The sequence below is a fragment of the Edaphocola flava genome (assembly GCF_004118155.1).
Classification (GTDB): domain Bacteria; phylum Bacteroidota; class Bacteroidia; order Chitinophagales; family Chitinophagaceae; genus Edaphocola; species Edaphocola flava.
The window spans coordinates 42,927-69,264 of record NZ_SAIQ01000004.1 but is presented as its reverse complement, the minus strand read 5'-3'; the positions used below and the strand labels follow the sequence as shown (position 1 = coordinate 69,264).

Below are 26,338 nucleotides of genomic sequence, written 5' to 3'. Positions count from 1 at the left end.
TTTAACGAATACTATCAGCAGATTTAATAGAAACCTCTGGTAACCACTGCAGCATCTCTAAAATTGTTTCCTTATCCCTCTCATTTGCAGTCCAGCCGTTTTTTTGTTTCATAATGTGCAATATATGGGGATCATACACCTGCTGCAAGCGCCAGTTCGTAATATATTTTACATCTACAATCATAAACATTCTCCGGTATGTCTTCCGGTGCTTTCCAATTACACGAATGCGCTCATAACCATCTCCCCAGCCAATAGGAAAACAATAAACTTTTGTGCCCGGTGAAAAATGTTTCGTACCTCGAATTAAGGCCCCGCTAACCGGATGATGATATCCGTTTACAACATTCCCGACCAAACACCATACAAATTTAGGTTCCTGCTCATGCGACACAACTTTTCCGAGCGTTGAAGTAGCAGGTGAAACAACAAATAAATGTTTAATCCAGTTATATATCGATATAATCATTGAAAGCAATATCATAAGACGCGTAATACTATACAATTTCCCGAATGCCACCAAATGAATTACCCGATTTGTTCCTCCGGAGCTAACGTCCATTTACTGAAAAGATTGTATTTTTCCTTAAAATTCTGATTGCTATTGCAGCAGCCGCACACTATCTGATACCGGTATGCGACATCGACACAAGCGCCTAAGGATTAACGCATTTTTACAAACTGGTTTGGCAAAAATGGCTGAAATTTGATAGAAACAATTATCAATGGCAAAGACCGATTATCAGAGTATCGATGAATATCAGGATGTATTTCCTGCAGAAATGCAGATCCGGTTGCAGACCATCCGGGATATTATCAAGAAACAGGCTCCCGAAGCAACTGAGGTGATCAGTTACCAGATCCCGGCATTTAAACTGGGCAAGCAATTCCTGATCTATTACGCAGGATTTGCACAGCACCTTACCCTGTCCTCTCCCTGGTCAGCAGCCTTCCTGCAACACTTCAGCAAAGAGCTGGAGGGTATGAAAGTGAGCAAGTCGGTGATACAGTTCCCCTTAAACAAACCATTACCCCTCGATTTTATTAAAGCAATCATTGCTTTCCGGAAGCAGGAGTGTGAAGCCTGAGGCCTTTACAATCCCGTAACGTACCGGTAACATTGGCTTCATAACATTGCAGTATTCCACAACCGCAATTTTATGAAGCCCTTTTTATTGGCAGGGATCAGTTTATGTATCCTATTATTACTCCCTGCGCCACAATCATTTGCCTATACAGAAAACACCCGCTTCGAGCTGGAGTCCGAGCGCAGTATATCCTTATCCAAGCCAGAATCAGAATTCATGAACCTGCGCCAGCAGTACCAGCTGGCACTGGACAAAAAGGATGAAGGGCTACAGGCATCACTGCTCAAAGAGATGGGTACGCTCTGCTTTCATCTCGGGCATTATGCCCAGGCAATGGAATACTACCTGAATGCCCGTAAACTACTGGAAGCCAATGGGGACCAATCTCTGCTGGCCGCTTTATATAATGAGCTGGGCACCTTGTATTATTACAATAAAAATATTGACAAAGTCAAATCCAGCCACCAGGCTGCTCTGCAGCTGTATACCCGTCTGAAAGATGAGCAAGGTATGGCAGAAACCTACGGAGCACTGGGTCACTTCTACGAAAAACAGCAGCAATATGATAGTGCCTTTCACTACCAGCACATGGCCCTGCTGCAATACCTCAAGGTGTCGGATATAGCCGGAGAAGCAGATATTTACGAAAACCTCGGCAGTATACACGAAGATCTGGGCCGATATGACAGCGCTTTACTCTATTTCAACCAGGCCATCAATCTTTACAAGAACCTGGCGCCCAGCCTGCAGACCATCAAAACCTATAATAACCTGGGCGATGTGTATAGAAAAACAGCGCAGTACGGTCCTGCATTGCTGCATACCCGCAAGGCACTGGAAATAGCCCTAAGTCTGGATGAGCCCTACGAGATCAGTTCGGCCTACCGGGATCTGGCCCGTGCCTATAACCTTATGGGGCAGAATGACAGTGCCTTTCACTATGCCGAGATCGCAAGGAGTGTATTGCTACAGGTATACAGTATAGAGAACAGCCGGCAGATGTCTTTCTTCCAGACGATGTATGAGGTGGAGAAGAAAAATACAACCATCAGTCGTCTGGAGCAAAAGCGGAGTGTGAATCGTATTATAGCCGTTACTGCATGCATCATGCTGGTACTGGTTATGCTATCTGTATTTTTTATCATGAGCCGGCAAAAGCTGCGCCGGCAGAGTGCTATGGCACAGGCCGAGCACGAACGGCTGGTGCTGGAGGCTAAAAGCCGCATGCTGGAAGCGGAGCTGAAATCGAGAGCACTGGAAGAAGAGGCCCTTAAAACACGGTTACAGAACGAACAGCTGGAGCAGGAGAAACTGGCTATCAGCCTGCGCAATGCAGCACTGGAAGAACTGCAACTGAAACAACAACTGGAGACGGGTACCCGCGCCCTGAGTACGCATGCCCTGCATGTGATCCAGAAGAACCAGTTGCTGGAAGACCTGAAAGGAAACCTGGAGCTGATGGTGCGGGATGATAAAAGAGATCATAAAAAGCAGATGCGGGAGGTGATCCAGCGCATTAGCCAGAGTTTTAATAATGACGAGCACTGGGAAGATTTTCGCAGTTCGTTCGAACAGGTACACAATACCTTCTTCGAAAACCTGAAACAGGCCAATCCCAATTTATCACCTACAGACCTGAGACTGATCTCTTTACTGAAGATGAACCTGAACTCGCAGGAGATTGCGACCATGCTGGGCATCTCGCTCGACAGCCTGAGGGTCTCGCGCTATCGCCTGCGCAAAAAACTGAATATAGAACAGGGCGGCAGCCTGAGCTCATTCCTGCAATCTATTTAGCAGCAACATATTATATAAGACAAGCATTTCAGCAGATTGCAACAGGGGGTACCTCAGAGGTAGGTCTGTCTACCTCTGACCTGACCGGTTTCAGGACAAAGCTCGATGAATCCAGAAGAAAGCTCCATCCGCTCAATGCCGGAGCTCGGCGGTTCAGACAAAAAGCCCGGAGCGCCTGGTGTATAGCCGGGCGCATGCAGGCAAAAGCTGCGCAATGGCCTGTTCCGAGCTGCGGCGCCGCGCACCGCAGCTCGGAACGCTTACATAAAAGCTCGCTGGTCGCAGGTTTTTTGCATATAAGAGCAGGTTTTGACGAATTGGAGCAGATTTGCCTCTTTACATCAACCGGGCGCCATCGAAGCGGAGATAGCTACTATGTGCAGGTGAGGCAAAAAAGGAGATAGCTCCACTACTGTCTACATGACGTAAGTGTGTACCGGAGCCACGTCCTGTTTCGGTAATAATTCCTTAACGGACATTTTCGTAACGGACAATGCAATTGATAATCAATCGTTTACAAACACAATGTTACGCTTGTTTCCTTTCTGTATACGCCTGCGGTAACGATGTTTCCTTTTTGCTGACCCTTGTTTTTTGCATGATTTCAAATGCTGCCACACATTTGCAGCATCAATTATTCAAAAAGCACACAAGCAAAATCATCATTTACCCAAAAGGAAATTTTATGAAAAAACTGCTACTGTCTGGTGGTATCACTGCCCTCTCCATCACCGCGTTTGCCCAGAAAGGCTTACTGACCGGTAATATTGTGGACGGACAAAATCTTTCATTACCCGGCGCTACCCTGCGCTTAAGTCCGGGCAATATTTTTACGGTTTCGGATCAGTATGGCAGATACGAGTTCCTGAACGTACCGGAGGGCTCCTACTCCATTCATGTGGATTATATCGGGTACATACCGGCAGATACACCTGTTGTGATCAGAAACGGTAAGACCACAAACATCAACCTTGTGCTGAAAGAGGCCCCGATCGCGGGCAGCGAAGTGGTGATCATGGGCGATCGCCTGCGCGGACAAGCCAAGGCCCTGAATACGCAGAAGAACAATGGTAATATTACCAACATCGTTTCGGCCGACCAGGTAGGCCGCTTCCCTGATGCCAATATCGGAGATGCGGTTAAACGTATACCGGGCATTACCATGCAGAACGATCAGGGCGAGGCACGCGATATCATTATCCGCGGTCTGGCACCGGAACTGAACTCTGTGACACTGAACGGAGATCGCATCCCTTCTGCTGAGGGCGATAACCGCCGTGTACAGATGGACCTGATTCCTTCTGACATGATCCAGACGATAGAGGTCAACAAAACCCTTACACCGGATATGGATGCCGATGCCATCGGCGGATCGGTAAACCTGGTGACCCGGGCCTCTCCTAACGGCCAGCGTATCTCTGCTACCCTTTCCGGCGGGTATAACCCCATACGCCAGAAGCCATTATATACCGGAAGCCTGGTATATGGTAATCGCTTCATTAATAACAAGCTGGGTGCGGTACTGAGTGTAAGCTATAACAATAACAATTACGGCTCCGATAATGTGGAAGCCGTATGGAAGAAGGATGAGTACAATAATGTATTTGTCGAAGAAATGGACATCCGTAAATATGATGTACAGCGTATACGCCGTAGTGTTGCAGCGGCTCTGGACTATGAATTCAATGAGAAGAACCGTATATACTTCAATGCGATGTATAACTGGCGAGATGACTGGGAAAACCGCTTCCGCTATACAGCTACAGACATAGAACCGGAATATGACGGTGATAATAACATTACCGGCTATACAGGTGTGATCCGGCGCCAGACCAAAGGCGGTATTGATAACAACCGCAACAAAGGCGCACGCCTGGAGGAACAAAAAGTGCAGAACTACAGCCTGCGCGGAGAACATTTAATCGGTGCACAGTTAGATATGGACTGGGGTTTAAGCTATTCTACCGCCAGCGAATACCGTCCTAACGAGCGTTATATCCGTTACGAGAGTGAGGAGGTAAACTTCGATAATTTCGGCACATCGGCACAGCCACTGCTGCAACCCATTAAGGCTCCGGCACTGAGTACTTATGCCCTGGACGAGCTGACGGAGAATACAGATAAAACGTCTGAAGATGAGCTGGGCGTAAAAGTAAACTTCCGTGTACCCTTCAATGTGATTGACGGACAGAAAGGCCGTATCCGTTTCGGAGGTCGCCTGCGCCTGAAAACAAAGGAACGCCTGAATGCCTTTAAGGAATACAGCCCGCTGACCGGCAATATGGACAATCTGGGCCAGGTGGCCTTATCTCAGTTTGATGGCCGCAACTGGAACCCAAGCAGCAAATATGTGCCCGGCGATTTTGTGAGCCGCAGCTACCTGGGCGGTCTGGATTTCAATAATACCTCGCTCTTTGAAGGGGAGGATGTACCGGACGAATACCTGGCGGTGAATTATAAAGCGAAAGAAACCATTACCGCTGCTTACCTGCGCTGGGACCAGAACTTTACCGATAAATTCTCGATGATAGCAGGTGTACGCCTAGAAAATACGGCCATCAACTATACCGGTAACCTGATCCAGGATGAAGAAGAACTGGCAGGACAACGCACCGTGAAGAACAGTTACCTGAATGTACTGCCTGGTGTAACCTTACGCTATAATGTGAACAGGGACTTCATCCTGCGTGCTGCAGCGACAACCTCCATTGCCCGTCCAAACTATTATGCGCTATCTCCTTTTGTGAATACCATACAGGACGATGAAGAGGTAAGCGCTGGTAATCCGGATCTGAAAGCCGCCTATGCCTGGAACTTCGACTTTATGAGTGAGTATTATTTCAAGTCGATCGGCCTGGTGTCCGGTGGTGTATTCTATAAGAACATCAACAATTTCATCTACAATTATCGTGATGAGAACTTTAACAGCGAGAAATTTGCCACTGCATTCCCCGATCTGCCTAATCCGGTACCGGCTGGCAGCAACTGGACCCTGCGCCAGTCGCGCAACGGAGAGCGTGTAAGTGTATACGGTTTTGAAGTGGCTCTGCAACGCCAGCTGGATTTCCTGCCGGGCAAATTCCTGAAAGGTTTCGGTATCTATACCAACTATACCTTCACTAAATCGGCAGCTAAGGGTATCTTTAACGAAGACGGCGAGCAGCGCACAGGCATTACCTTACCGGGTACGGCACCACATATGTTCAATGCCTCATTATCTTGGGAGAACAAAAGATTCACTGCCCGACTGTCTCTGAACTATGCTGCGGCTTACCTGGATGAGCTGGGTGGAAATGATTTTGAGGATCGCTATTATGACAAGCAGGTATTCCTCGATGCCAATGCTTCTTATGCCTTTACCAAACGTTTACGCCTGTTTGCTGAAGTAAACAATATCACCAATCAGCCACTGCGTTACTACCAGGGTACTGCTGCACAGACCATGCAGATGGAGTATTACCGCCAGCGTTTTAATGCCGGTATCAAGTTTGACCTTTCTAAATAACAATTATCAAGTTCCATAAATACAGTATTGCCGCAATATCAATTGCGGCAATACATACCTAACAAAGAATAAATTATGACCAAATACATATATGCTACCCTGGCGACTAGCCTGTTACTGAGCGCCTGCGGCAACAGCAATACAAAGAAGCCTCATGCGCCGCAATCCACCTCTAATGATACTACTGCCCTGAAACCTGTATACATTACCGATACGGTCCGTTATGATACCGATGATCCTGCTATCTGGATCAATCCTGCTGATGCCGGGCAAAGCCTGATTGTTGGTACGGACAAGGACTCTGACGGGGGCTTGTTTGTGTACAACCTGCAGGGCAAGCTGGTGAAAACCATCAGTGGTCTGCAACGCCCTAATAATGTAGATATAGCCTATGGCATTATACTGAATGGAAAACCTGCAGATATTGCCGTAACCACTGAGCGAGAGCGCAATGCACTGCGTATCTACACCCTTCCGGATATGAAGCCGGTCGATAACGGAGGCATCGCGGTCTTTGAAGGAGAAGCGGAAAAGGCTCCTATGGGCATTGCCTTATACACCGCACCGGACAAGAGCATCTATGCTATTGTAGGCCGTAAATCAGGCCCTGCAGATGGTTATCTATGGCAATACAAACTGGAGGACGATGGCAAAGGTGAGGTGAAGGCTACGCTGGTGCGTAAGTTCGGACAATACAGCGGTAAGAAAGAGATCGAATCTATTGCAGTAGATAATGAGAACGGTTATGTATACTATTCCGATGAGACTCATGGTGTACATAAATACTATGCCGATCCGGCAAAAGGTAATGCAGAACTGGCACTCTTTGCCACCAAAGGCTTTGTAAGTGATCACGAAGGTATCTCTATCTACAAAACCGGGGCCCGCACAGGTTATATCCTGGTGAGCAACCAGCAGAAGAACACCTTTATGGTATATCCCAGAGAAGGAAGCGCCACAAATATACATGAACATAACCTACTCGCTGAGATTCCGGTAAGTACAATTGAAAGCGATGGTTCTGAGGTCACAAATGTAAACCTGGGCAGTACTTTTCCTAAAGGAATATTCGTTGCAATGAGCAATGGCCGCGTCTTTCACCTGTACGACTGGTGCCTGCTGCAACAGCGTATCGATGCTGCGGTAAATAAAAAATAAGGTTATACAACTTTTATACATCAAATCCGGACCTAAGGGCCCGGATTTGATGTATAAAATAAACTGATTATCCGCTTAAAGGAAACAAAGTCTGGCATTATGATTTAAGTAGTCAATTTATATCTATTGCTACCTTTTGCCTTGATGCAAAAGGTAGCGCCAAAAAATCAAGGCTGTATACATCCCTGGCTAAAAATCAATGTGTCGGTCGGTCGCAAACGCAGACTCGCTGCGCTCAGACAGTGGTTTGCAACTCTATCGACCGAGCTAATGATTTTTTAACGCCGGATTTATAAGGCCATTTTGAGCGATTTGTACGGTACGGATCGCTTGTTGTTTCCATCACAGCGATAGCCATTTTGGTTGGAGCTGCGATCGTTGAGCAGCGAACGGATCACACGTTAAGCTCAGACGATCAATGCGCGCAACGGTACAAATGGCGGTGCTTTGCAATCGCCTTGATGAAAACAAAGGCATTTTTGGTCCTTTTGTTGCCGGACAAAAGGACGAATAAATAGTTAACTACATGCGGATTTCAGTTAAAATAAATTTAAGCAACCAGTATATTCATATCTATATCTACACGGGTACCACCAGAGGCATTGGCCCGCTGCCAGCGTACGGTCCCGAACAGGCGGGATATATTGCGGCTGATATTGCCTAGTCCGTAACCCGAACTACCGTAAGGTACGTCTTCGGGATCTTCAGGCAGGGTATCCATCCCTACTCCATTATCTTCAATATTCAGGTGGTAATTATTTCCTTTGGTTTCTATATAGACTTTCACCTCTGTAGCATGTGCATGCTTCACAACATTATTAATCAGCTCTTTGAAGGACAGGTATATCATGCGCCGCTGGAAAGAAGGTATGGTTTTGTGCACATCATCCAGCTGTTCTTCACTTTTCAAACTGATATTGGCCTGCGCCAGGAATTTCCGGGCAAAACTGATCATGTAATTATTCAGGCTACTGATATTATCATTCGAGGTATTCAGGTTCCAGATAATTTCATTGACCTGCTGGTGCAAATTATTGGCCGTATTTCTTACCATATTTAGGTGCTCCTTTTGTTCCGGGAACATTTCTATCATCTCTACAGCCATAAGGGTCGAGGTAAGTGTAGTACCCAGATCATCGTGCATCTCTCTCGATATGCGCGTACGCTCCTCCAGCAGTTGATTCCGGTGCTCAAATTCTCTGCGTTTATGTAACTGCTTCCAGTACATATTCTCCAGTAATCGTTTTTTCTTCCAGTAGAAGAATATATAAATACTTCCGGCAAAAGTCATTATAGCTATAATGGTCACAAAAATCACGTAATAGCGCTGATTCTTGGCTTCATATTCCTTGGCCTTGATAAAGTTGTCATTAGCCAGTTGCTTCATTTGTTCTTCATACTTCAGCAACCGGTCATTCTGAATATTGCTATCTACCTGTTTTAAAATTTCAGTATAGTGCTGTAGTGCATCCAGCATAGCAGCCTGATTGCCCATCCCCAGCTGGATTTTATACGCCAGATCATAGTATAAAAACTTACTGTTCAGTGAATAAGTGGCAGTATCGGTATTGCGCTCCATTTCTTTGAATATTTTTAATGCGGCAGCATACTCCTTCTTTTTCAGATAATAGTTCACAATTTTTCCATAAGCCAGTTCTGTCATATTAGTTTCACCAGAATGCTTTAATGAATAATCTATACATTGGTGTAGATAATACAATGCGCTGTCTGGCTTATTTATGGCAAAATAGTATACTCCCAGGTTATTAAATAACTGAGGAATCGTACTTTCAATCTGTAGTGAATCATAAAGGTGTTTGGCCGCCATAAGACATGTTTGGCCAATATTTCGTACAGAATCATTATCAGCATTAAATGTGCGGGCATAGGCATTGGATAATACTATGATATCCCGTACAGGCATTTTGAACATAAGCGCACTCCGTACCTTCGGCTCAAAATAAAATGCTGCTTTAGAATAGTCTTCCCGCATAGCATAAAGTTCTGACAGCGATGACTGAATATTTCGTTCTAAAAAGTCGTCTTTAGATTTTTTTACATATTCGAGTGCTTTAAGATTATTTTGAATGGCAGAATCATACATTTCCCTTCCATGAAAATATGTAGCTGTACAAAAGAATGCCTCGGCAATTAGGTTCCCGGCCTGTACATTTTCATGCTTAATGAGATACCATAAACTATCTTTATATATTCTTGCCGAGTCGGTGTTTCTTTCAATTCGGGCATATAAAAAAGCGAGGCCATTATAATATTCTACAGCGCTTATAACAGGATCATAACGATCATTCATTTTTCTCAATAGAGAAGCTAATTCTCTGGCACTATCAGTATTGGAATATGAGACATCATAATAAATAGTATTTATACTATCTCTATATGCCTGATCAGCCCGGGAAAGGTGTATAATAGCCGGCTTTGCAGGATCAGAAGTACAACTGATCCAAAATGTGGACAAAACAAGTGCGACAAAGTATATTGATGTGCGTATAATGGTATGCATACAGAATGGGTGTTGCTTAAAAATAATCATTATGCCTGTGATTCCATAACGGGAGATTGCAATGTAAATGTTATTGTAACTACACCTATTAAAACTTTACCATATACAATTGGTTATCAATTACTTTTACGACAACAAACAGACTCATCTACTACCATAAACTGACAAAAATGCCGGGCACCAATATTAATTTTGCGGCTACAAATCAGTAATGAAGTGTACTAATCTATACATAAAGTCCTGAGGAGGAATGATAGGCTGTAGCCACGCTATTAACTGTAGTAACCTTTTCTTCGTCCTTTTGTCCGGCAACAAAAGGACCGAAAGTGCCTTTGTTTTCATCAAGGCGATTGCATAGCATCGCCATTTTGTACCGTTGCGTGCATTGATCGTCTGAGCTTAACGTGTGATCCGTTCGCTGCTCAACGATCGCAGCTCCACTTCAAAATGGCTATCGCTGTGATGAAAACCATAAGCGATCCATACTTTCCAGATCGCTCAAAATGGCCTGACACATTGATTTTTAGCCAGGGATTTATATAGCCTTTATTTTTTGGCGCTGCCTTTTGCATCAAGGCAAAAGATAGCAATCAATATATAGGCTACTTAAATCATAATGCCAGACTTTGTTTCCTTTAAGCGGATACTCTATACACAAAAACAGTACACCGTAACAACAACGAGAAGAGCTGCTTATACAAGCAGCTCTTTCTTTTTAATAAAATGACCGGGTAAGGATTATTTATTTTTTTGTTCGTTGTAGTTCATCATCCAGTTTACACCATACTTGTCTGTAAGCATACCGAAATAGTCGCCCCAGAAAGTGTTGTTCAGTGGCATACCGATCTTACCCCCGTCAGACAGTCCGCTGAAAATACGGTCTGCTTCTGCTTTACTATCTGCAGAGATAGATACGGAGAAGTTATTTCCCGGCACATAGCCAGGAGCCCACTCTGCACCACAGTCACTGCCCATTAAGATAGATTGTCCGATCGGTAAGGATACGTGCATTACTTTGTTTTTGTCCTCTTCAGGAACGGTATAATTTTCATCTTGCGGCATTTCGCCGAAACGGCCCATGTAAGTGAAGTCTCCACCAAATACAGATTTGTAGAAGGTGAATGCTTCCTCACAATTGCCGTTAAAGTTCAGATAAGTGTTTGTCGTTGCCATTTTGTTTGGTTATTTATAGGTTACACAATGTTTATATAGTCTTGTTGCAATTACTGTACCAGCAGGCTGTATTTCTTACGGTTATCGGCAATGATCCAGATATTTACCAGCAATAATACCCCTGCAATCGCCAGACCGGAAGGCATGTATACTGCATTATGCAATACGATACCCACCATTACCGGTAAAATAATGATCGCCCCCAGTGCCCTGGTTTTAGGAAAGATAAACAGCAGGCCACCCAGGATTTCTACAATGCCCACCAGTGGCATCAGCCATTTTATAGTACCAAATGCCTGGTTTACCATAGCCATTTCACCCTCCATCGGAGGCATAGGCATGTAATGGAATAATTTGTCGAGGCCCGCGTTAAGGAACATCAGTCCGAATAAGAGGCAGATAATAAACTTGACTACTTTCATTTGTTTGTATTTGGTTTTGAGTGAAAAAAATAACGTTGAATGATTACCGGAAGGACTTCTGGAGCCGCTTCGGTAGCCTTATATTTAATAGTTATTGCCTGCCCGAACCTATATACGGTGCATGCCGGACAACTGAATTGTCTGTGTAATAAGTGGCGAGGTGATGGAAGTACCGGACATCAAATCCTGTCCGGAAGCAATGTGCCTGTAGTGGTCGTATTTATTCTTGTCGTGAAGCGTTTGATAGATCAGGATTGCAGGAAGGGAAAGAAACCCTGCAAGAAACAGGTATGGGTAAATATAGTGGTCATGCAGGCCCACTGCCTGCTCCAGCCAGCCCCGGAGCAGCAAGACCGTCATGAAGACAAGGGTCCCTTTAGATTCAATAATGTAGCATTTCATAGTAACTTTCAGTTCAGGTCAGGAACTCAAAAATAACATTTTTAACGTTTATTTCCATGCACTTTAACATGCATAAATGCCTGTATACATGACATAACAACTCCTACAAAACTGGTTTACAATGATTTTGTATATTTACCCACATAAATATATTTCAAAAAAAATAACACCCGTTATGTTTACCGTATCACAGATAGAACAGGCACACGAGAAAGTCACTTCCGGCGCGGATTTCCCGCAATATATACAGGAGATAAAAGCTATGGGTGTCAATACTTTTGAGACCTGGGTGCACGATAGCCATACCGATTATTATGGCAAAGAAGATTTTCATGTAACATCCGCAGCGCAGTACGAACCACTGGGTATCAGCGATATCACGAATGAAGCACAGTTTCGTCATTACCTGCAGATACACCAGCAGGGCCTAACGGATTATATAACCTTCTGTACGCATTGCGCAGAAACAGGTATTGAAAAATGGGTTGTATCGCTTGATGATATGACCTGTACCTATTATGACAAACAAGGTAATAAAATAGTAACAGAACAAATACCTGGAGCATAAGCTGGTATTGGTTCACTAATACATGAACCTTCGGATATACTTTTCCGGTCTTAGTGATCTTACGGAATACTAAGACCGGACAGATATTTGATTACAGTACAATCCTGCGGATGCGGCTGAGTGCCTGTGGTGTAATACCTATATAAGAGGCAATATCTTTAAGCGGCAGTTGCTTCACCAGCTCCGGCCAGTCCTGCAATAGTCTGCGGTAGCGGGTTTCGGCATCATCCGTCAGGAGGGATAGCTCTCGCCTTACTTTAGCGATGTACAGCCCTTCTACGATCTTGCGCGCTATGGTATTGCCTACCCCGGACTCTTTATATACTTGATGAATATCATCGTACGAGATCCGGAGGATCTCTACATCCGTTACGGCTTGTATCTGGTATTCTGTCGGGATGCGCAACAGAAACGAATCGTAGGCACTGAACGATGAATTGGGAAAATGAAAATTGAAGGATACATTCTGGCCATCTCTCAGGAAGGTGTATCGTACAATACCTTTATTGACAAATGAAATATAGTTCTCTACCGCACCATACTTCAGGATAATTTCTTTCTTCTTAAACTTTACTTTTTGTAATCGCCTGACCATTACATCCCAGTCCTGATCTGATACCGATGCTATTTTATTAAAATTTGCTCTCCAGTTTTCTGACATACTATCTTTTTACGCTTCTTCTGACAATGATACATTCATCTCTACAGCCTGGCCAAATTGCAGGATGTATCCATTATTATCGTAGATGGCAAACTCTCTCATCTCCCATTCAAAAGTTTCAGGAGCATAACATACCTTAACCTTATCTTTCCACTGGAGCCAGAGCGCATCTACGGCATCTGTATTAAAATAAAAACTGCCGGTAAATGCAGCTTGTTCAAAGGGAACATGTTCATTGGGTCCGGCCAGCATAATGGATACTTCATCCCGGTACAATGAAGCCCAGCGCCAGGTTTCATTGTATTCGGCAAGTGTAAAACCCAGCACTCCGGTATAAAACCGGATCGTCTCCTCCAAGTGGTTGGTGCGGAGCATGGGCCTTAATGCAGTAAGTTTCATAATGTACTGTTTACGATACAAATATCACAAAATAATAACATCCCGAATCTATCGGCTTGTTAAAGGCCCGCAAATGTTTCACACAAAAAGCTGCCCATAGGAGCAGCTTTAAAATATCGGTCGTTTTACAGAGGTGTGTAGTCTTGCCTTGCTAGTGGCAAAAGATTGAGTGTGGTGCGTTTCTGAAGCGAATATACTTCTGCTATAAAGCTACTGCAAGAATGGACAATAGCAAACACTTAAGCTGTTTTTTATTCCATTTCTTGCATACGGTTCACCTGGGTTAAGTATGGCAGAACCCCGCAATACTGTACCTTTGCGCTCATGGGCAATAAGGTAATCTTTAACTGGAGCGGAGGTAAAGACTCTGCCATGGCTTTACATAAACTATTACAAGCACCTGATTATGAAATCATGTGCCTGCTCACGAGTATCAGCGAACCTTATCAGCGCATTTCTATGCACGGGGTACGTACTGCATTACTGGAAGCCCAGGCTCAGCATATAGGATTACCCCTGGTCAAAATGGAGATACCGGAAATGCCTTCTATGGAAGATTATGAGCGGGTGATGCGGGAGACAATGGATCAGCTGGTGGCTCAGGGTGCAGACTATGCTGCATTCGGTGATATTTTCCTGGAAGATCTGCGGGCCTACAGGGAGCAGAAGCTGGAGCAAATAGGATTGAAAGCTTTATTCCCGTTATGGAAGCAACCTACCGATCAACTCATACGCGACTTTATAGATATGGGTTTTAAAACTATAGTGACCTGTGTGAATGAACAATACCTGGACAAGAGCTTTGCCGGAAGAATTATCGACCATGACTTCCTGAACGATCTGCCTGTAAATGTAGATCCCTGTGGTGAGCATGGTGAGTTTCATACGTTTGTATTCGAGGGCCCCATATTCCGGCAACCGGTTGCCTTTACCAAAGGCGAAGTAGTGTACCGTAAATATGGTCCGGCAAAAGAGGAGGACAACAAATCAAAAGATACTGCGCAGGATCCTTATGCATACGGATTCTGGTATTGCGATCTGCTGCCGGTATAACAGTACACGTTATGTTTAGATCAACACTTCTGTATTTATTACCTTGATACAAAATGCCGTTTTAAACAATGTATTTCGTACGGCTCATATATTTTTATCCTCAAAGCGAAAAATAGGATAACTGACGAGCAGCTGGTTTACATGGAAATGTATGCTGTATATAAACACTATGTATACTTTTTACAAAAAATCACATTAACGCGGCGGCATTCTCCCTCTTTTTTCTTAAATTTGATACGATCCGCTACTATAGTTCAACTCATTTTTCTGATTGATTATTAATCAGCTATAAATGATGATTTTCAGTTACGGTGCTGGCTTATACAGTTTGCGACATTGCCCTTCAATGACCGCTGTTCATGACATTTTCTAATCACAACTCCCGACAGTATATGAAACAACTACTACAATGGTCCATTATCTTTCCAACGCTTGCCTGGTTATTACTATTTTCAGGTTTTATAGATAATAACTGGGCGTTCCAGGTGCTCGCGACTATACTGTTGTTGTTTTCTGTAATGTCTGCAGTACACCATTCCGAAATCATAGCCCATCGCGTGGGCGAACCTTACGGGACCATTATTCTGGCTATAGCCATTACGATCATAGAGGTTTCAATTATCATATCACTCATGATCTCTGGTGGAGATGATGCGGTGGCACTGGCAAGAGATACCGTGTACTCGGCTACCATGCTCATTCTTAATGGTATTATAGGCCTCTGCCTTTTTATCGGTGGATTAAAATATCATGAACAGAATTTTTCTAAACACTCGGCCACTATAGCGCTGGTCTGCCTGGTATCGATTGTGATCCTTACCCTGGTTTTCCCCTCTTTCACCACCAGTATCAGAGGACCGTTTTATTCCAAAGCACAATTGTTTTTTGTTGCAGGTGCCTGTCTCACCATCTATGCCTTCTTCCTGATTGCACAGACATCCAGGCATCGCAACTATTTCCTGGCTAATGGCGAAGTGGTAAAAGAGAAAGCAGCACATCCGGTAAAGATCAGCAAAAGTGTGCTATTCCTAAGCCTGTTCTTCCTGCTGGCCAGCCTGGGTATTGTAGTCTTACTGGCCAAGAAGCTCTCTCCTACTATTGAGCAGATCGTTGTCGCCAATCAACTGCCCAAAGCGCTGGTGGGAGTAATTATTGCAGGAGTGATCCTGCTGCCGGAAGGTGCTGCGGCGGTAATGGCCGCCCAGAAAAATCAATTGCAAACCAGCATCAACCTGGCACTAGGCTCTGCACTGGCCAGTATTGCACTCACGATACCGGCGGTAGCGATTACCTGTAGCCTGCTCGATATGGATGTAGCCCTGGGCCTGGATATCAAATCGATGATCCTGCTTGCCCTGTCTGTATTCATCGTCATGTTGTCTCTGGCCAGCGGACGTACAAATATTGTTTATGGTGTAGTACTTCTGGTCAACCTGCTGGCATTTATATTCCTGATTATTTTTCCGTGATGCAGGGCCTCAGCTTACTATCCGGCCTAATATTACTGTGGCTGTTCCCAGAAGTAATAGATGTATCATAACCAATGATACGATCATACCGTAAAAACACCCCTTTTAAAACGGTAAAAACGCGCAATATAGCTGCACAATATTTTTTTAGCTTTACGGTACAGTATTCCGGTTCATACCAGACTTAAGGAAATCTGTTTCTTCATGCACCACCTAATTATACAAAAAGCGATTACCGGGCGGGATACAAGAATGCTCTTCTTTTCATCCGAGTATCCTGTCCCTGTTCTCGCTGAATGATATTACTTTAGGGTATTTGCATAGATGAGTTATACCACTCCCGAGTAAAAACGGTTTACTTCACTCAATTTCAGGTTTATTATTTCTTCCAGCTGATCAAACAGCGGATTACCGCTGCCCAGTACTACAGGGTGTACCGATACACGGTATATATCAATCAGGTTATGATAGATAAAGGCTCTGATTAGTTTGGCACCACCATACAGCCAGATATCTTTTCCTCCTGCCGTTGTATGGCCTTTACCTGCTGCACCAGACCTTCATTAATAAATATGGCCTTATCATCAATGCTCTTTGCTGCAATAAATTTAGCCTGAAATGATTTCATAAACATACCATAACCAACCGGATTGTCACAAAAAACTTATCTTTACGATACTTCATTTTAAAATACGCCATGCCTGATATACTCCTGGAAACCGAACGACTATTGCTGAGAGAAATAATGGAAGCGGATGCCACTGATCTTTTCGAAATGGATTCTGATCCTGATGTACACCGCTATATCTACAATCAACCCCTGAAACAGATAGAGGAGCAATATAAAATGATCGATATGCTGCAACAGCAATATCGCGATTATGGTATTGCCCGCTGGGCGGTAGTGGATAAGCTGAATGGTGAATGCCTGGGATGGGCGGGACTGAAATTCTTTCCGGAACCCTTCAACGGGCACCAGCATTTCTATGAGCTTGGTTATCGTTTCAAACAGAAACACTGGGGTAAAGGCTATGCAACAGAAGCCGGTAAAGCTATTGTGGACTATGGTTTCACTCAATTGAACACAGATAATCTCTACGCCATGACGGATGTAGACAATGCAGCATCGCAGCATGTATTGGGCAAACTGGGTTTCCGGTTTATAGAAGTATTTGAGGATGAAGATGGCAGGCCCATTAACTGGTATGCCCTGGATAAACAGCATTACAATCAAGAAAAATAATGGATATAAAAGAACTCATCAGCTGGAATGATTTTGAGAAAATAGATATGCGCGTAGGTACGATTATTGGTGCTGAGGTATTTGAAGAAGCGCGCAAACCAGCTTATAAATTACTGATCGATTTCGGAGCACTGGGTACCCGCAAAAGTTCTGCGCAGATCACCAAACGATATGTACCGGAAGAGGTAGTAGGCAAACAGGTCATTGCGGTGGTAAACTTTCCTGCCAAACAGATCGCTAATATCAAAAGTGAGTGCCTGGTACTGGGCGCTGTAAATGCAGATGAGGTAACACTTTTAACGATCGACAAATCAGTAGATAACGGACTGAAAATCGGATAAACAACACTAAAATATATACATATGAATATTACCAGTATCGCCGTATTCTGCGGTTCCAGCTCCGGTGCAGAAACTGTCTATGCACAACAGGCATATGCCCTGGGCAAAACCCTTGCGGCACAGGGACTACAACTCATCTATGGGGGCGCTAAAGTAGGACTGATGGGCGCTGTAGCCGATGGCGTGATGGATGAAGGTGGTCAGGCCATTGGGGTGATCCCTCAGTTCCTGCGCACCAAAGAGATCGCACATGAGGGCCTTACCGATCTGATACTGGTTGATACCATGCACGAACGCAAAACCAAAATGCACGAACTTTCCGACGGCATCATTACCCTGCCCGGTGGTTTCGGTACGATGGAAGAATTGTTTGAAATGCTGACCTGGGCGCAGCTGGGACTGCACCGCAAGCCTATGGGCCTGTTAAATGTACAGGGCTTTTACGATCCGTTGTTAGCCATGGCCGATGCCATGATGCACCAGGGTTTCCTCAGCAAACAAAACAGGGATATGCTGATCGCCGATGAACATATCGATACCCTGCTGCAACAGATGCGCAATTATGAAGCTCCTGAAGTGGGCAAATGGCTGGACAAAGATCGTACGTAAATTTATTATACTATATTCATGAAAGTAAGAAATGCTATTATATTCCTGTCAGGCGTAACACTATTATCCTGTGGAGGAAAAACTGAACATAATACGGATAATATCCCTAATGCATTACAGGACGAACCGCAACGAAATACCTATAGTAGTATCTCTAAAGTAAGGGACAAATCTGATATAATTGAATCTCTATACCAGGAGCAAGTTGCTCAATCGCCCGAACTGCAGGAGATAGAGTCGACTATGGCAGCAATGCATAAGGCAAAGCTGGACTCTGGCCGGGTTTTCTTTGAATATAGCAGCAATAATAATAAATACTATGAACATGTAAATAGTATGGCGCAACAAATAAAAGATTCCGTACTGGCACAAAAAATGTTGCAGTTTATACAGCAGAGCGAAACCCAATACTCTAGTCTTAGTAAAGGTCTGCAAGAATTAGATAAAGAGATTAATTCTGGAAGAGGTACGCTGGAAGATTTATATTACGCATTAAAAATAAAGACTACGCTCCCCGTAATGGAGCAGTATCAAAAATCAGAATTACCCTCTGAAAGACCTATGCGACAATATAAGGAACACCAAAATAAAACTATACAGCGTTTAGAACGAAAGATCAGCAAATAGCAATTTTATTATATAAAATGATTACTCATATTGATATGCTACCTATGTAAATATTTAGTATATTGTGCCTGCAAAACACAGTGGATAGATTTCCGTGCGTTGATAATTGTGTAATGCTTACGATTCAAATTCAACAGCATGACCCCTACAACCCGCAAAAAAATACTCTTAGGTACACTGGCCGCAATTATAGCCATGCAGTTTTTTCAACCTGCACTTAATATTCATTCCCATCCTACACATACCGCTATAGAGAAGCATTTCGACGTACCGGCAGATGTGCAGCAGATACTGAAGACCAGCTGTTACGACTGCCATTCCAACAATACACAATACCCCTGGTATTTTAAGCTGCAACCCCTGGGCTGGTGGCTGGATCATCATATAGAAGAAGGAAAAGAGCACCTGAACTTTGATGAGTTTGCAACCTACACAGCAGACAAACAAAAACACAAACTGGAAGAGGTTGTAGAAACCATACAGGGACATGAAATGCCCCTGAAGTCTTATACCCTGGTGCATCGTGATGCGCAGCTGAACAGTACACAGCAGCAGCAACTCATCAAATGGGCACAGCAATTGCAGCAGCGGTTGTAAGGCTCGAAGGCTGAATTCAAAAGTGAAAACTCAAAAGTGAAAAGATAGAAGACATCTCCCGACAAACACTAAAGGAGATGTCTCCACAAGGTCGAAATGACGAAGTAACAAAAACGCTCACTGAGGTGCTCGAAGCAAGTAGACGAGGTACCCTAGTACCCTTTAAACCTCATAATCTAATTTGATAGTGCCATAATTCTTTCGAAATAGATTATAATTAATATTATAGCACGACAATTCTTTTTGATGTTAACATATTACACTCTACAGTAAAGTCTACTCCCCTGCTGGAAATTCTGTGTTAGGGACATGTAACTAATCTGATCTAGTATTTGGGAATTGACTAACATCTGTTAAATTGAGATATAATACTGCAAATCTCCTAACAATCATAAATAGAGTAAGCAAAAATTCAATTAGAAAGAAGAAAGATAGCCCATTTGTTAGAAACAAATAGCAATTTTTAAGATAATAATATACCTTTAATCTAGCGATCAGGTCAATAAGTTTAATTGGATGAAATTGTGTTGAAAGTACGAGAATTAATGCAAATATTGATAATACGATTGAAAAAGCGATATTAACAAATAGATGTTTAGTTAAATCAATTTTAGCTTTAATCACTTTCTTATTTTCAATATCAACATTATCAATATTAATCTTAGCATTATCTTGAACAGATACTAAAATCATTGCTAACAATGTAAAAAGTAAACCCGTAAAAATCGATAAACAAGTTAATATAATATCAACATAATCCTTCGTAAAACGCAAGCCTAAAAAACTGAAAAAAACTGCAATTAATAGAGGCAAACCCAAAAAAATGAATTTATCCGATTTTGGAATTTCAGTTTTATTATAGAAATTTCTTTTTTCGTAATGATAAAAAGTTGCAAGATGTTGTGAAAGCAAGCTTTTCACTTCAATTCTATCAAATATTTTTAATAATCCACTCATAAGTAAGGAATTAGATCATTATTCAATATATCTAATGCTTGTTTCATTATATCATCGAAATTTGGCAGCTTAGTATTACTATCAATAGCAACATCGTCTGTGATATCATATGCAGCTGCAAAATCAGATGGTTTAGTAACATTCATTACCCTTTTTCTTCCTCCAATAATTACATCTGCATAAGCATCATTATAATCAAAGTCATCAATTTGTATTTGTTCGATAAAAGATGCATCATCATACTTAAGACTTTTCTTTATAAAACTAAATCCTTTAGTAGATTTAATTTTGAGCTCCATTTGATAATCTTCTGCAATCGTATTGTCGCCTTTTATTATTCCTTCAACGTTTTTACTTAAACCATGTTTTACAAATCTAAGTGATCGAATAAATCCTTCTTGAATTTGTTTTTCAAACAATGACGCAATTGATAACGAGGCAAATTTGACTGTAGTATTTGTTGATTGGAGATTTGTAAATTTCGTAAAACAATCCTCAAAAATTTCCTTAAACCCATATTGTCTATAACTTTGAGCAATAAAAATTATACTATCAGGCCTTTTCTTATTAATATAAAGTAAGAATAAATATGGTAAGCAATGAAATTGATCCTTTGATACTGTATTGACAGTTGTAACCTTACTTCCAGCAATCTCATCAATTAAAGTTTGGGGACCATTATGCCCTTTCATTATTATACCAATATAAGTATTATCTTTTAAGTTTAATGTTTTATTTAAATACAATATTCTATCCTCGCTTTTATTTTTAAAGACATCTTGTGTGTCAATTTTTTTTATAAAAATAGGCATAATATCTTCAAGCTTAGAAGTTCCATAAACTGCACTTATATCCTTTTCTTTCTTAGTGTTTTTCTCGTAAAATCTTATTTTATAACAATTAAGACATATAGCAATTGATTCCTTTTTCTCTCTTTCTTTAATTTTAGAGCTCATATTACATTTAATTTAAATCAGCATAAAACAACCACAAATCCCTCTCCCCACCCAAAGATTTCTCCCGCTTTTTTCCCCGTAAAAACACCCTTGACTTTATCTGTTTGAAAACAGGCCATAAAAAAGTGCTGCCTGAACAGGCAGCACCAACACAAACACTAATAAACAAAGTTTAGCTCCAGCCGCCACCAAGGGCTTTATAGAGCTGTATCATAATCTGCATCTGGTTGCGCCGTGCACGCAGGCGATCCAGGTCTGCAGCCAGTTTACTTTTTTGTACGGCTATGATCTCCAGGTAATTTGCATAAGCCGCTACATACATTTCATTGGCAATATCCACACTTCGCGAGAGGGCCTCGGTCTCCTGCTTTTTCAGGTCCAGCACCTTCTGGTTATTGTCCATTTCGCTCACCAGGGTCTTTACTTCCTGGAAAGCACGGTTTACCGTCTGCTGGTAACGCAGGAAAGCAATTTCCTGCTGAGATTGTGCTACTTTAAACCCGGTCCGCAACTGGTGCTGCCCAAAGACCGGGGCGGTTAGTCCGCCCAGTAACTGTGCAATAAGAGAAGCGGGGTTAAATACCTTTTCCGGATTAAAACTATTCAGCCCCAGGTAGGCCGATACCTGCAGGGTTGGAAAGAATGCCGCACGAATAGCCTTTGCATCAGCATGAGTAGCCTCCAGCTCATAATAATCAGACATGATATCGGGACGATAGGTCAGCAGCTGGTTGGGTTGTCCCAGTTTAACGAGGTGAGACAAACCCTTTACATCAAAACTATGACTGCGGGTAATAGTTCCCTCATAGCGGCCCTGCAACAGGTTCAGCTGATTTTCCGCTGCGCGGATCTGCTGCTTTACTTCAAATAAAGTAGCTTCTGTATTGAGTAACTGTGCTTTAAACTGCTGCACCGCCAGCTCTGTAGCACGGCCTACTTCCTTCTGCACCTCCACTACTTCCAGTGCTTTCTGCTGCAATACAATATTCTCTTGCAGGATCTCCACTTCAATATCCAGGGTGACGAGTTCGTAATACAGCGCCGCAGTCTGTGTCGTGAGCGCGGAGCGGAGCAATGCCCTGCCCTGCTCACTGGAGAGCACGCGCAGCTGTGCCGCCTTTTTCATCTGTGCCAGTTTGCCCCAGAGATCAACCTCCCAGGTGGCATTCAGTCCCAGCCAGAAATCAGGACTCACTGTAGTATTGATACGCTGTCCGTCTTCTATATTGGGAGAGAGATTGGTGTCAAAATTGCCCACGCCCTCCATGGTATACTTACCATAACGGGTACCCGAAGAGCGCACGCCAGCCTGTACCGCAGGCAAGAGGGCACCTTTACGCGCTTTAAGATAGGCCTGTGCAATATCGAGCTGATGCGCGGCAATGCGGTGATCAAGGTTATGATCCCATACCGCACGAATCAGTTGCTGCAAATGGATATCGGTAAAAAAATCATTGATCTTCAGCTGGGCTACGGTAATCGTATCGGCCGTATGCTGAGGATAGGCAGCAGGCATGGTCTGCACCTGCTGCGCCGGTATATTTTTGGGTATGTTACAACCGGACAGGATGCCAAGACTAAAGGCTCCGGCCAGTATATATTTAGTTTTTATGTGCATTTTCTGTTTTTTTAAATTCATCTGAAACCTGGTGCTGCACAGATGCAGGCACTACTTTCTTTTTCTTCTTCCTGTCCAGGCTGGCAAACAGCACGTAGAGTCCCGGGATAACCAGCACGCCGAATAAGGTACCGATGAGCATGCCACCGGCTGCGGCCACACCGATAGAACGGTTACCCATAGCCCCTGCACCACTGGCCATACACAGCGGAATGAGCCCGGCGACAAAGGCAAAGGAGGTCATGAGGATCGGACGCAAACGCTGTGCTGCGCCTTCGATCGCGGCACGCATAATCGTGAGCCCGTCTTTATGGCGCTGTATCGCAAACTCTACAATCAGGATGGCGTTCTTACCCAGCAAGCCTATGAGCATGACCAGGGCCACTTGGGCATAGATATTATTATCCAGACCGAATAATTTGAGGGAGATAAACGAACCGAAAATACCGGCCGGCAAACTCAGGATTACCGGTAGCGGTAACAGGAAACTTTCGTATTGTGCGGCCAGCAGCAGGTATACAAATATGAGACAGAGTCCGAAGATATACACTGTCTGGTTGCCCGAAAGTATCTCCTCACGGGTCATACCACTCCAGTCAAAACCATAACCACGGGGCAGCTTCTCTGCTGCCACACGCTCTACAGCCTTAATCGCATCGCTGCTGCTGTAGCCCGGTGCAGGCTCACCATTGATCATGGCGGAGGTGTACATATTATAGCGGGTCAGTTGTTCCGGGCCATATACCCGTTCTATGCGGGCAAAGGTTGAGAACGGCACCATTTCTCCCTGGGCATTCTTGACATACTGATGCAGTACATCCTGCGGCTCGCGGCGGTATTCCGGAGCAGCCTGAACCATTACTTTATACATCTGCCCGAAACGGATGAAGTTGGTTGCATAATAGCTACCCAGCAGGGTTTGCAGGGTATTCATCGCATTGTCTACCGTTACATTCTTCTTCGCTGCCATATCATAATCGATATGGATCATGTATTGCGGAAAGCTGGCATCGAAGCTGGTAAAGACATTGGTCACCTCCGGTGTAGCTTCAATGGCTTCTATAAATTCTTTGGTGATGTCTGATGTCTCTGTCACCGTACCGGCACCACGATTGAGCAGGCGCAGTTCAAAACCACTGGTATTACCAAAGCCCGGAACCGTAGGCGGGGCAAAGACTTCGATCTTTGCATCAGTAATCCGCGCCATCAGTACATTGATGCTGTCCATTACTTCACTTACCGTTTGCTTACGGTCTTTCCAGCCTTTGAGGTTGATCATAGCCATGCCATAAGAGGCACCGGCAATCTCATTGGTAAGGCTGTAGCCGGCCAGTGTGGTTACACTCTCCACACCGCCGACCTTCCCGGTCATTTTATTCAGTTCATCCAGCACCTTTTCCGTACGTTCTACTGTAGCCCCCTGCGGGGTCGTTACATTGACATAGATCATACCCTGATCTTCTGTCGGGATAAAACCTCCGGGCAATATAGCCGCAGCACCCCAGGTGGCTACGAAGAAAGCGACTAATAGTCCCATAGTGAGCAAACGCTTGCCTGCAGTACGTTTCAGCACTTTCTGATAGCCCTGTGTGGTTTTATCAAAATCACGGTTAAAGCCGTTGAAGAAGCGTTGCAGCCATCCTTTTTTCTTTGACGGATCACTGTGCTTCAGCATAATGGCACATAAGGCCGGGGTAAGCGTAAGGGCATTGATCCCGGAGATGACAATAGCAAAGGCCAGTGTAAGGGAGAACTGGCGGTAGAATACACCCACAGGCCCACTCAGGAAGGCAACCGGTATAAACACGGCAGACATCACGAGGGTAATGGCAATGATGGCCCCGGTAATTTCTTTCATCGCTGCAATGGTAGCTTCGAGTGGTGGCATATGTTCTTCCGTCATTTTCACATGCACGGCCTCGACCACCACAATGGCATTATCGACCACGATACCGATGGCCAGTACCATTGCGAATAAGGTAAGCAGGTTGATGGAGAAGCCCAGCATCATCATAAAGGCCAGAGTGCCGATCAACGATACGGGTACAGCCAGTACGGGAATGAGGGTCGAACGCCAGTCCTGCAGAAAAATAAACACGACGACACCTACCAGCAAAAAGGCCTCCAGCAGGGTTTTGAGTACGGCCGATATAGAGGCATCCAGGAAACGGGATACGTCATATGCCATACTGAACTCCATACCCGGAGGGAAGGAACTTTCTTTAAGCTCGCCCATCTTGGCTTTTATATTATCAATTACCTCGCTGGCATTGGAGCCAGGACGCTGCTTGATCATGATCGAAGCGGCAGGACGACCGCCACTCTTGGACACCATGCTGTAACTCATGGCGCCGAATTCTACATCGGCCACATCTTTCAGCTTCAGTATGGAACCATCGCTCAGAGAACGGATGGCAATATTGCCGTACTGGTCCGGCTCTGAGAACTTACCGGTATAGCGCAGTACGTATTGCAACTGGTTATGCGCTTTTCCGGAGCTCTCTCCGGTCTTGCCCGGTGCTGCGGAAACGTTCTGCTGGCGCAGGGCTTCGATCACTTCATCGGCAGATACATTATAGGCCAGCAGTTTATCAGGCTTCAGCCATACCCGCATGGCATAATCTTTCTGGCCCATGATCTCAGCACGGCCTACCCCATCAATACGCTTCAGTTCCTTAAGGATATTGATGTCGGTAAAGTTGTAAATAAAGTCTTCATCTGCATTGTTATCAGTACTGGTGATGTTGAGGTACATCAGCATACTGTTTACCTCTTTCTCGGTGGTTACCCCGGCTTTGATCACCTCTTCGGGCAGTTCATCCAGCACAGTGGTAACACGGTTCTGCACGTTTACCGCAGCGACATCGGGATCGGTACCCACTTCGAAATAGACGGTGATCATAGTCACACCGTCATTGCCCGATACAGTGGACATATAGGTCATGCCCGGCACCCCATTGATGGCCTTCTCTAATGGAACGGCCACGGCATCGACCGACACCTCGGCATTGGCTCCGGTATAGCGTGCGGTTACCGAAACCGAGGGCGGAACGATATCGGGGAATTGGGTGATCGGCAGCTGGAACATGGCCAGTACGCCAATCAGGGTTATGATGATCGATATTACGAGCGATAATACCGGTCTTCTGATAAAAGTTTCTACCATTATATTGA

General features: G+C 44.1%; 25 protein-coding genes. 12 read left to right on the top strand and 13 right to left on the bottom strand.

The features are described from left to right. Position 1: 1 nt before the first annotated feature. Complete coding sequence (locus tag EMP01_RS12525; protein ID WP_129021896.1) at positions 2-562, bottom strand: hypothetical protein; 561 nt, start codon at positions 560-562, stop codon at positions 2-4. 163 nt (positions 563-725) lie between these two features. On the opposite strand from EMP01_RS12525, the gene EMP01_RS12520 reads away from it, so the two are divergent. The 4 genes from EMP01_RS12520 (at position 726) to EMP01_RS12505 (ending at position 7,548) form a co-directional block, all read left to right on the top strand. Next, entirely contained in the window at positions 726-1,088 is a 363-nt protein-coding gene (locus tag EMP01_RS12520; RefSeq protein ID WP_129021895.1) for an iron chaperone, read from the top strand. A 72-nt stretch (positions 1,089-1,160) separates the two neighbouring features. Beyond that, complete coding sequence (locus EMP01_RS12515) at positions 1,161-2,885, top strand: tetratricopeptide repeat protein (RefSeq protein WP_129021894.1); 1,725 nt, start codon at positions 1,161-1,163, stop codon at positions 2,883-2,885. 685 nt (positions 2,886-3,570) lie between these two features. Further along, complete coding sequence (locus EMP01_RS12510; RefSeq protein WP_129021893.1) at positions 3,571-6,390, top strand: TonB-dependent receptor; 2,820 nt, start codon at positions 3,571-3,573, stop codon at positions 6,388-6,390. A gap of 75 nt (positions 6,391-6,465) precedes the next feature. Further along, positions 6,466-7,548 (top strand): phytase, encoded by a 1,083-nt coding sequence (locus tag EMP01_RS12505; RefSeq protein WP_129021892.1) that lies wholly within the window; start codon positions 6,466-6,468, stop codon positions 7,546-7,548. Positions 7,549-8,098: 550 nt separating this feature from the next. Here EMP01_RS12505 and EMP01_RS15545 read toward each other — a convergent pair. The 4 genes from EMP01_RS15545 to EMP01_RS12485 form a co-directional block, all read right to left on the bottom strand. Next, the gene (locus tag EMP01_RS15545) at positions 8,099-9,376 is read right to left on the bottom strand and encodes a sensor histidine kinase (protein ID WP_161971333.1); all 1,278 of its coding nucleotides are present in this window, start codon (positions 9,374-9,376) and stop codon (positions 8,099-8,101) included. Between the two features lie 1,431 nt (positions 9,377-10,807). After that, positions 10,808-11,242, bottom strand: a complete 435-nt coding sequence (locus tag EMP01_RS12495) for a VOC family protein (protein WP_129021890.1) — start codon at positions 11,240-11,242, stop codon at positions 10,808-10,810. A gap of 50 nt (positions 11,243-11,292) precedes the next feature. Continuing rightward, a complete protein-coding gene (locus tag EMP01_RS12490) occupies positions 11,293-11,664 on the bottom strand; it encodes a DoxX family protein (protein WP_129021889.1) in 372 nt (123 codons plus the stop codon). 108 nt (positions 11,665-11,772) lie between these two features. Continuing rightward, positions 11,773-12,066 carry a hypothetical protein gene (locus EMP01_RS12485; protein ID WP_129021888.1) on the bottom strand — a complete coding sequence of 98 codons (294 nt, stop codon included), beginning with the start codon at positions 12,064-12,066 and terminating at the stop codon, positions 11,773-11,775. A 175-nt stretch (positions 12,067-12,241) separates the two neighbouring features. Here EMP01_RS12485 and EMP01_RS12480 point away from each other — a divergent pair, with 175 nt between their 5' ends. After that, positions 12,242-12,634 carry a DUF1398 domain-containing protein gene (locus tag EMP01_RS12480; RefSeq protein WP_129021887.1) on the top strand — a complete coding sequence of 131 codons (393 nt, stop codon included), beginning with the start codon at positions 12,242-12,244 and terminating at the stop codon, positions 12,632-12,634. Between the two features lie 91 nt (positions 12,635-12,725). On the opposite strand, the gene EMP01_RS12475 is transcribed toward EMP01_RS12480, so the two are convergent. Both EMP01_RS12475 and EMP01_RS12470 read right to left on the bottom strand, forming a co-directional pair. Beyond that, positions 12,726-13,295 (bottom strand): Crp/Fnr family transcriptional regulator, encoded by a 570-nt coding sequence (locus tag EMP01_RS12475; RefSeq protein WP_129021886.1) that lies wholly within the window; start codon positions 13,293-13,295, stop codon positions 12,726-12,728. Between the two features lie 9 nt (positions 13,296-13,304). After that, the gene (locus EMP01_RS12470; protein ID WP_129021885.1) at positions 13,305-13,694 is read right to left on the bottom strand and encodes a VOC family protein; all 390 of its coding nucleotides are present in this window, start codon (positions 13,692-13,694) and stop codon (positions 13,305-13,307) included. Between the two features lie 324 nt (positions 13,695-14,018). Here EMP01_RS12470 and EMP01_RS12465 point away from each other — a divergent pair, with 324 nt between their 5' ends. Continuing rightward, on the top strand, positions 14,019-14,747 hold the full coding sequence (locus EMP01_RS12465) for a Dph6-related ATP pyrophosphatase (protein ID WP_129021884.1): 729 nt from the start codon (positions 14,019-14,021) through the stop codon (positions 14,745-14,747). Positions 14,748-15,139: 392 nt separating this feature from the next. Continuing rightward, positions 15,140-16,216: a calcium:proton antiporter gene (locus EMP01_RS12460; RefSeq protein ID WP_129021883.1), complete on the top strand. Its 1,077-nt coding sequence runs from the start codon at positions 15,140-15,142 to the stop codon at positions 16,214-16,216. A 329-nt stretch (positions 16,217-16,545) separates the two neighbouring features. Here EMP01_RS12460 and EMP01_RS15795 read toward each other — a convergent pair whose 3' ends face one another. Beyond that, a complete protein-coding gene (locus EMP01_RS15795) occupies positions 16,546-16,689 on the bottom strand; it encodes a dihydrofolate reductase family protein (protein WP_394345061.1) in 144 nt (47 codons plus the stop codon). Positions 16,690-16,700: 11 nt separating this feature from the next. Beyond that, complete coding sequence (locus tag EMP01_RS15620; protein WP_202616073.1) at positions 16,701-16,844, bottom strand: hypothetical protein; 144 nt, start codon at positions 16,842-16,844, stop codon at positions 16,701-16,703. A 69-nt stretch (positions 16,845-16,913) separates the two neighbouring features. Between EMP01_RS15620 and EMP01_RS12450 the strand changes: the two genes are divergently transcribed. From EMP01_RS12450 to EMP01_RS12430, 5 genes are all read left to right on the top strand, one after another. Beyond that, the gene (locus tag EMP01_RS12450; RefSeq protein WP_129021882.1) at positions 16,914-17,459 is read left to right on the top strand and encodes a GNAT family N-acetyltransferase; all 546 of its coding nucleotides are present in this window, start codon (positions 16,914-16,916) and stop codon (positions 17,457-17,459) included. Continuing rightward, positions 17,459-17,800 (top strand): tRNA-binding protein, encoded by a 342-nt coding sequence (locus tag EMP01_RS12445; RefSeq protein WP_129021881.1) that lies wholly within the window; start codon positions 17,459-17,461, stop codon positions 17,798-17,800. Before EMP01_RS12450 ends, EMP01_RS12445 begins: the two co-directional genes overlap by 1 nt. Before the next feature lie 21 nt (positions 17,801-17,821). Continuing rightward, complete coding sequence (locus EMP01_RS12440) at positions 17,822-18,409, top strand: LOG family protein (RefSeq protein ID WP_129021880.1); 588 nt, start codon at positions 17,822-17,824, stop codon at positions 18,407-18,409. Positions 18,410-18,427: 18 nt separating this feature from the next. After that, the gene (locus EMP01_RS12435) at positions 18,428-19,036 is read left to right on the top strand and encodes a hypothetical protein (RefSeq protein ID WP_129021879.1); all 609 of its coding nucleotides are present in this window, start codon (positions 18,428-18,430) and stop codon (positions 19,034-19,036) included. A 138-nt stretch (positions 19,037-19,174) separates the two neighbouring features. Continuing rightward, the gene (locus EMP01_RS12430; protein ID WP_129021878.1) at positions 19,175-19,633 is read left to right on the top strand and encodes a heme-binding domain-containing protein; all 459 of its coding nucleotides are present in this window, start codon (positions 19,175-19,177) and stop codon (positions 19,631-19,633) included. A 315-nt stretch (positions 19,634-19,948) separates the two neighbouring features. Here EMP01_RS12430 and EMP01_RS12425 read toward each other — a convergent pair whose 3' ends face one another. From EMP01_RS12425 to EMP01_RS12410, 4 genes are all read right to left on the bottom strand, one after another. Beyond that, positions 19,949-20,590, bottom strand: coding sequence for a hypothetical protein (locus EMP01_RS12425; RefSeq protein ID WP_129021877.1), 642 nt, complete (start codon positions 20,588-20,590; stop codon positions 19,949-19,951). After that, a complete protein-coding gene (locus EMP01_RS12420; protein ID WP_129021876.1) occupies positions 20,587-21,546 on the bottom strand; it encodes a hypothetical protein in 960 nt (319 codons plus the stop codon). Before EMP01_RS12420 ends, EMP01_RS12425 begins: the two co-directional genes overlap by 4 nt. Before the next feature lie 172 nt (positions 21,547-21,718). Then, positions 21,719-23,164 carry a TolC family protein gene (locus EMP01_RS12415; protein WP_161971332.1) on the bottom strand — a complete coding sequence of 482 codons (1,446 nt, stop codon included), beginning with the start codon at positions 23,162-23,164 and terminating at the stop codon, positions 21,719-21,721. Continuing rightward, positions 23,148-26,330 (bottom strand): efflux RND transporter permease subunit, encoded by a 3,183-nt coding sequence (locus tag EMP01_RS12410; protein WP_129021874.1) that lies wholly within the window; start codon positions 26,328-26,330, stop codon positions 23,148-23,150. Before EMP01_RS12410 ends, EMP01_RS12415 begins: the two co-directional genes overlap by 17 nt. Positions 26,331-26,338: the final 8 nt, after the last annotated feature.

Coding starts and splice junctions, on each gene's coding strand:
- EMP01_RS12440 (WP_129021880.1), top strand. CDS start 17,822: ATGAATATTACCAGTATCGCCGTATTCTGCGGTTCCAGCTCCGGTGCA.
- EMP01_RS12415 (WP_161971332.1), bottom strand. CDS start 23,164: ATGCACATAAAAACTAAATATATACTGGCCGGAGCCTTTAGTCTTGGC.
- EMP01_RS12480 (WP_129021887.1), top strand. CDS start 12,242: ATGTTTACCGTATCACAGATAGAACAGGCACACGAGAAAGTCACTTCC.
- EMP01_RS12450 (WP_129021882.1), top strand. CDS start 16,914: ATGCCTGATATACTCCTGGAAACCGAACGACTATTGCTGAGAGAAATA.
- EMP01_RS15620 (WP_202616073.1), bottom strand. CDS start 16,844: ATGAAATCATTTCAGGCTAAATTTATTGCAGCAAAGAGCATTGATGAT.
- EMP01_RS12410 (WP_129021874.1), bottom strand. CDS start 26,330: ATGGTAGAAACTTTTATCAGAAGACCGGTATTATCGCTCGTAATATCG.
- EMP01_RS12430 (WP_129021878.1), top strand. CDS start 19,175: ATGACCCCTACAACCCGCAAAAAAATACTCTTAGGTACACTGGCCGCA.
- EMP01_RS12435 (WP_129021879.1), top strand. CDS start 18,428: ATGAAAGTAAGAAATGCTATTATATTCCTGTCAGGCGTAACACTATTA.
- EMP01_RS12470 (WP_129021885.1), bottom strand. CDS start 13,694: ATGAAACTTACTGCATTAAGGCCCATGCTCCGCACCAACCACTTGGAG.
- EMP01_RS15545 (WP_161971333.1), bottom strand. CDS start 9,376: ATGGCGGCCAAACACCTTTATGATTCACTACAGATTGAAAGTACGATT.
- EMP01_RS12465 (WP_129021884.1), top strand. CDS start 14,019: ATGGGCAATAAGGTAATCTTTAACTGGAGCGGAGGTAAAGACTCTGCC.
- EMP01_RS12515 (WP_129021894.1), top strand. CDS start 1,161: ATGAAGCCCTTTTTATTGGCAGGGATCAGTTTATGTATCCTATTATTA.
- EMP01_RS12520 (WP_129021895.1), top strand. CDS start 726: ATGGCAAAGACCGATTATCAGAGTATCGATGAATATCAGGATGTATTT.
- EMP01_RS12420 (WP_129021876.1), bottom strand. CDS start 21,546: ATGAGCTCTAAAATTAAAGAAAGAGAGAAAAAGGAATCAATTGCTATA.
- EMP01_RS12505 (WP_129021892.1), top strand. CDS start 6,466: ATGACCAAATACATATATGCTACCCTGGCGACTAGCCTGTTACTGAGC.
- EMP01_RS12495 (WP_129021890.1), bottom strand. CDS start 11,242: ATGGCAACGACAAACACTTATCTGAACTTTAACGGCAATTGTGAGGAA.
- EMP01_RS12475 (WP_129021886.1), bottom strand. CDS start 13,295: ATGTCAGAAAACTGGAGAGCAAATTTTAATAAAATAGCATCGGTATCA.
- EMP01_RS12485 (WP_129021888.1), bottom strand. CDS start 12,066: ATGAAATGCTACATTATTGAATCTAAAGGGACCCTTGTCTTCATGACG.
- EMP01_RS12510 (WP_129021893.1), top strand. CDS start 3,571: ATGAAAAAACTGCTACTGTCTGGTGGTATCACTGCCCTCTCCATCACC.
- EMP01_RS12490 (WP_129021889.1), bottom strand. CDS start 11,664: ATGAAAGTAGTCAAGTTTATTATCTGCCTCTTATTCGGACTGATGTTC.
- EMP01_RS12525 (WP_129021896.1), bottom strand. CDS start 562: ATGGACGTTAGCTCCGGAGGAACAAATCGGGTAATTCATTTGGTGGCA.
- EMP01_RS12425 (WP_129021877.1), bottom strand. CDS start 20,590: ATGAGTGGATTATTAAAAATATTTGATAGAATTGAAGTGAAAAGCTTG.
- EMP01_RS12460 (WP_129021883.1), top strand. CDS start 15,140: ATGAAACAACTACTACAATGGTCCATTATCTTTCCAACGCTTGCCTGG.
- EMP01_RS12445 (WP_129021881.1), top strand. CDS start 17,459: ATGGATATAAAAGAACTCATCAGCTGGAATGATTTTGAGAAAATAGAT.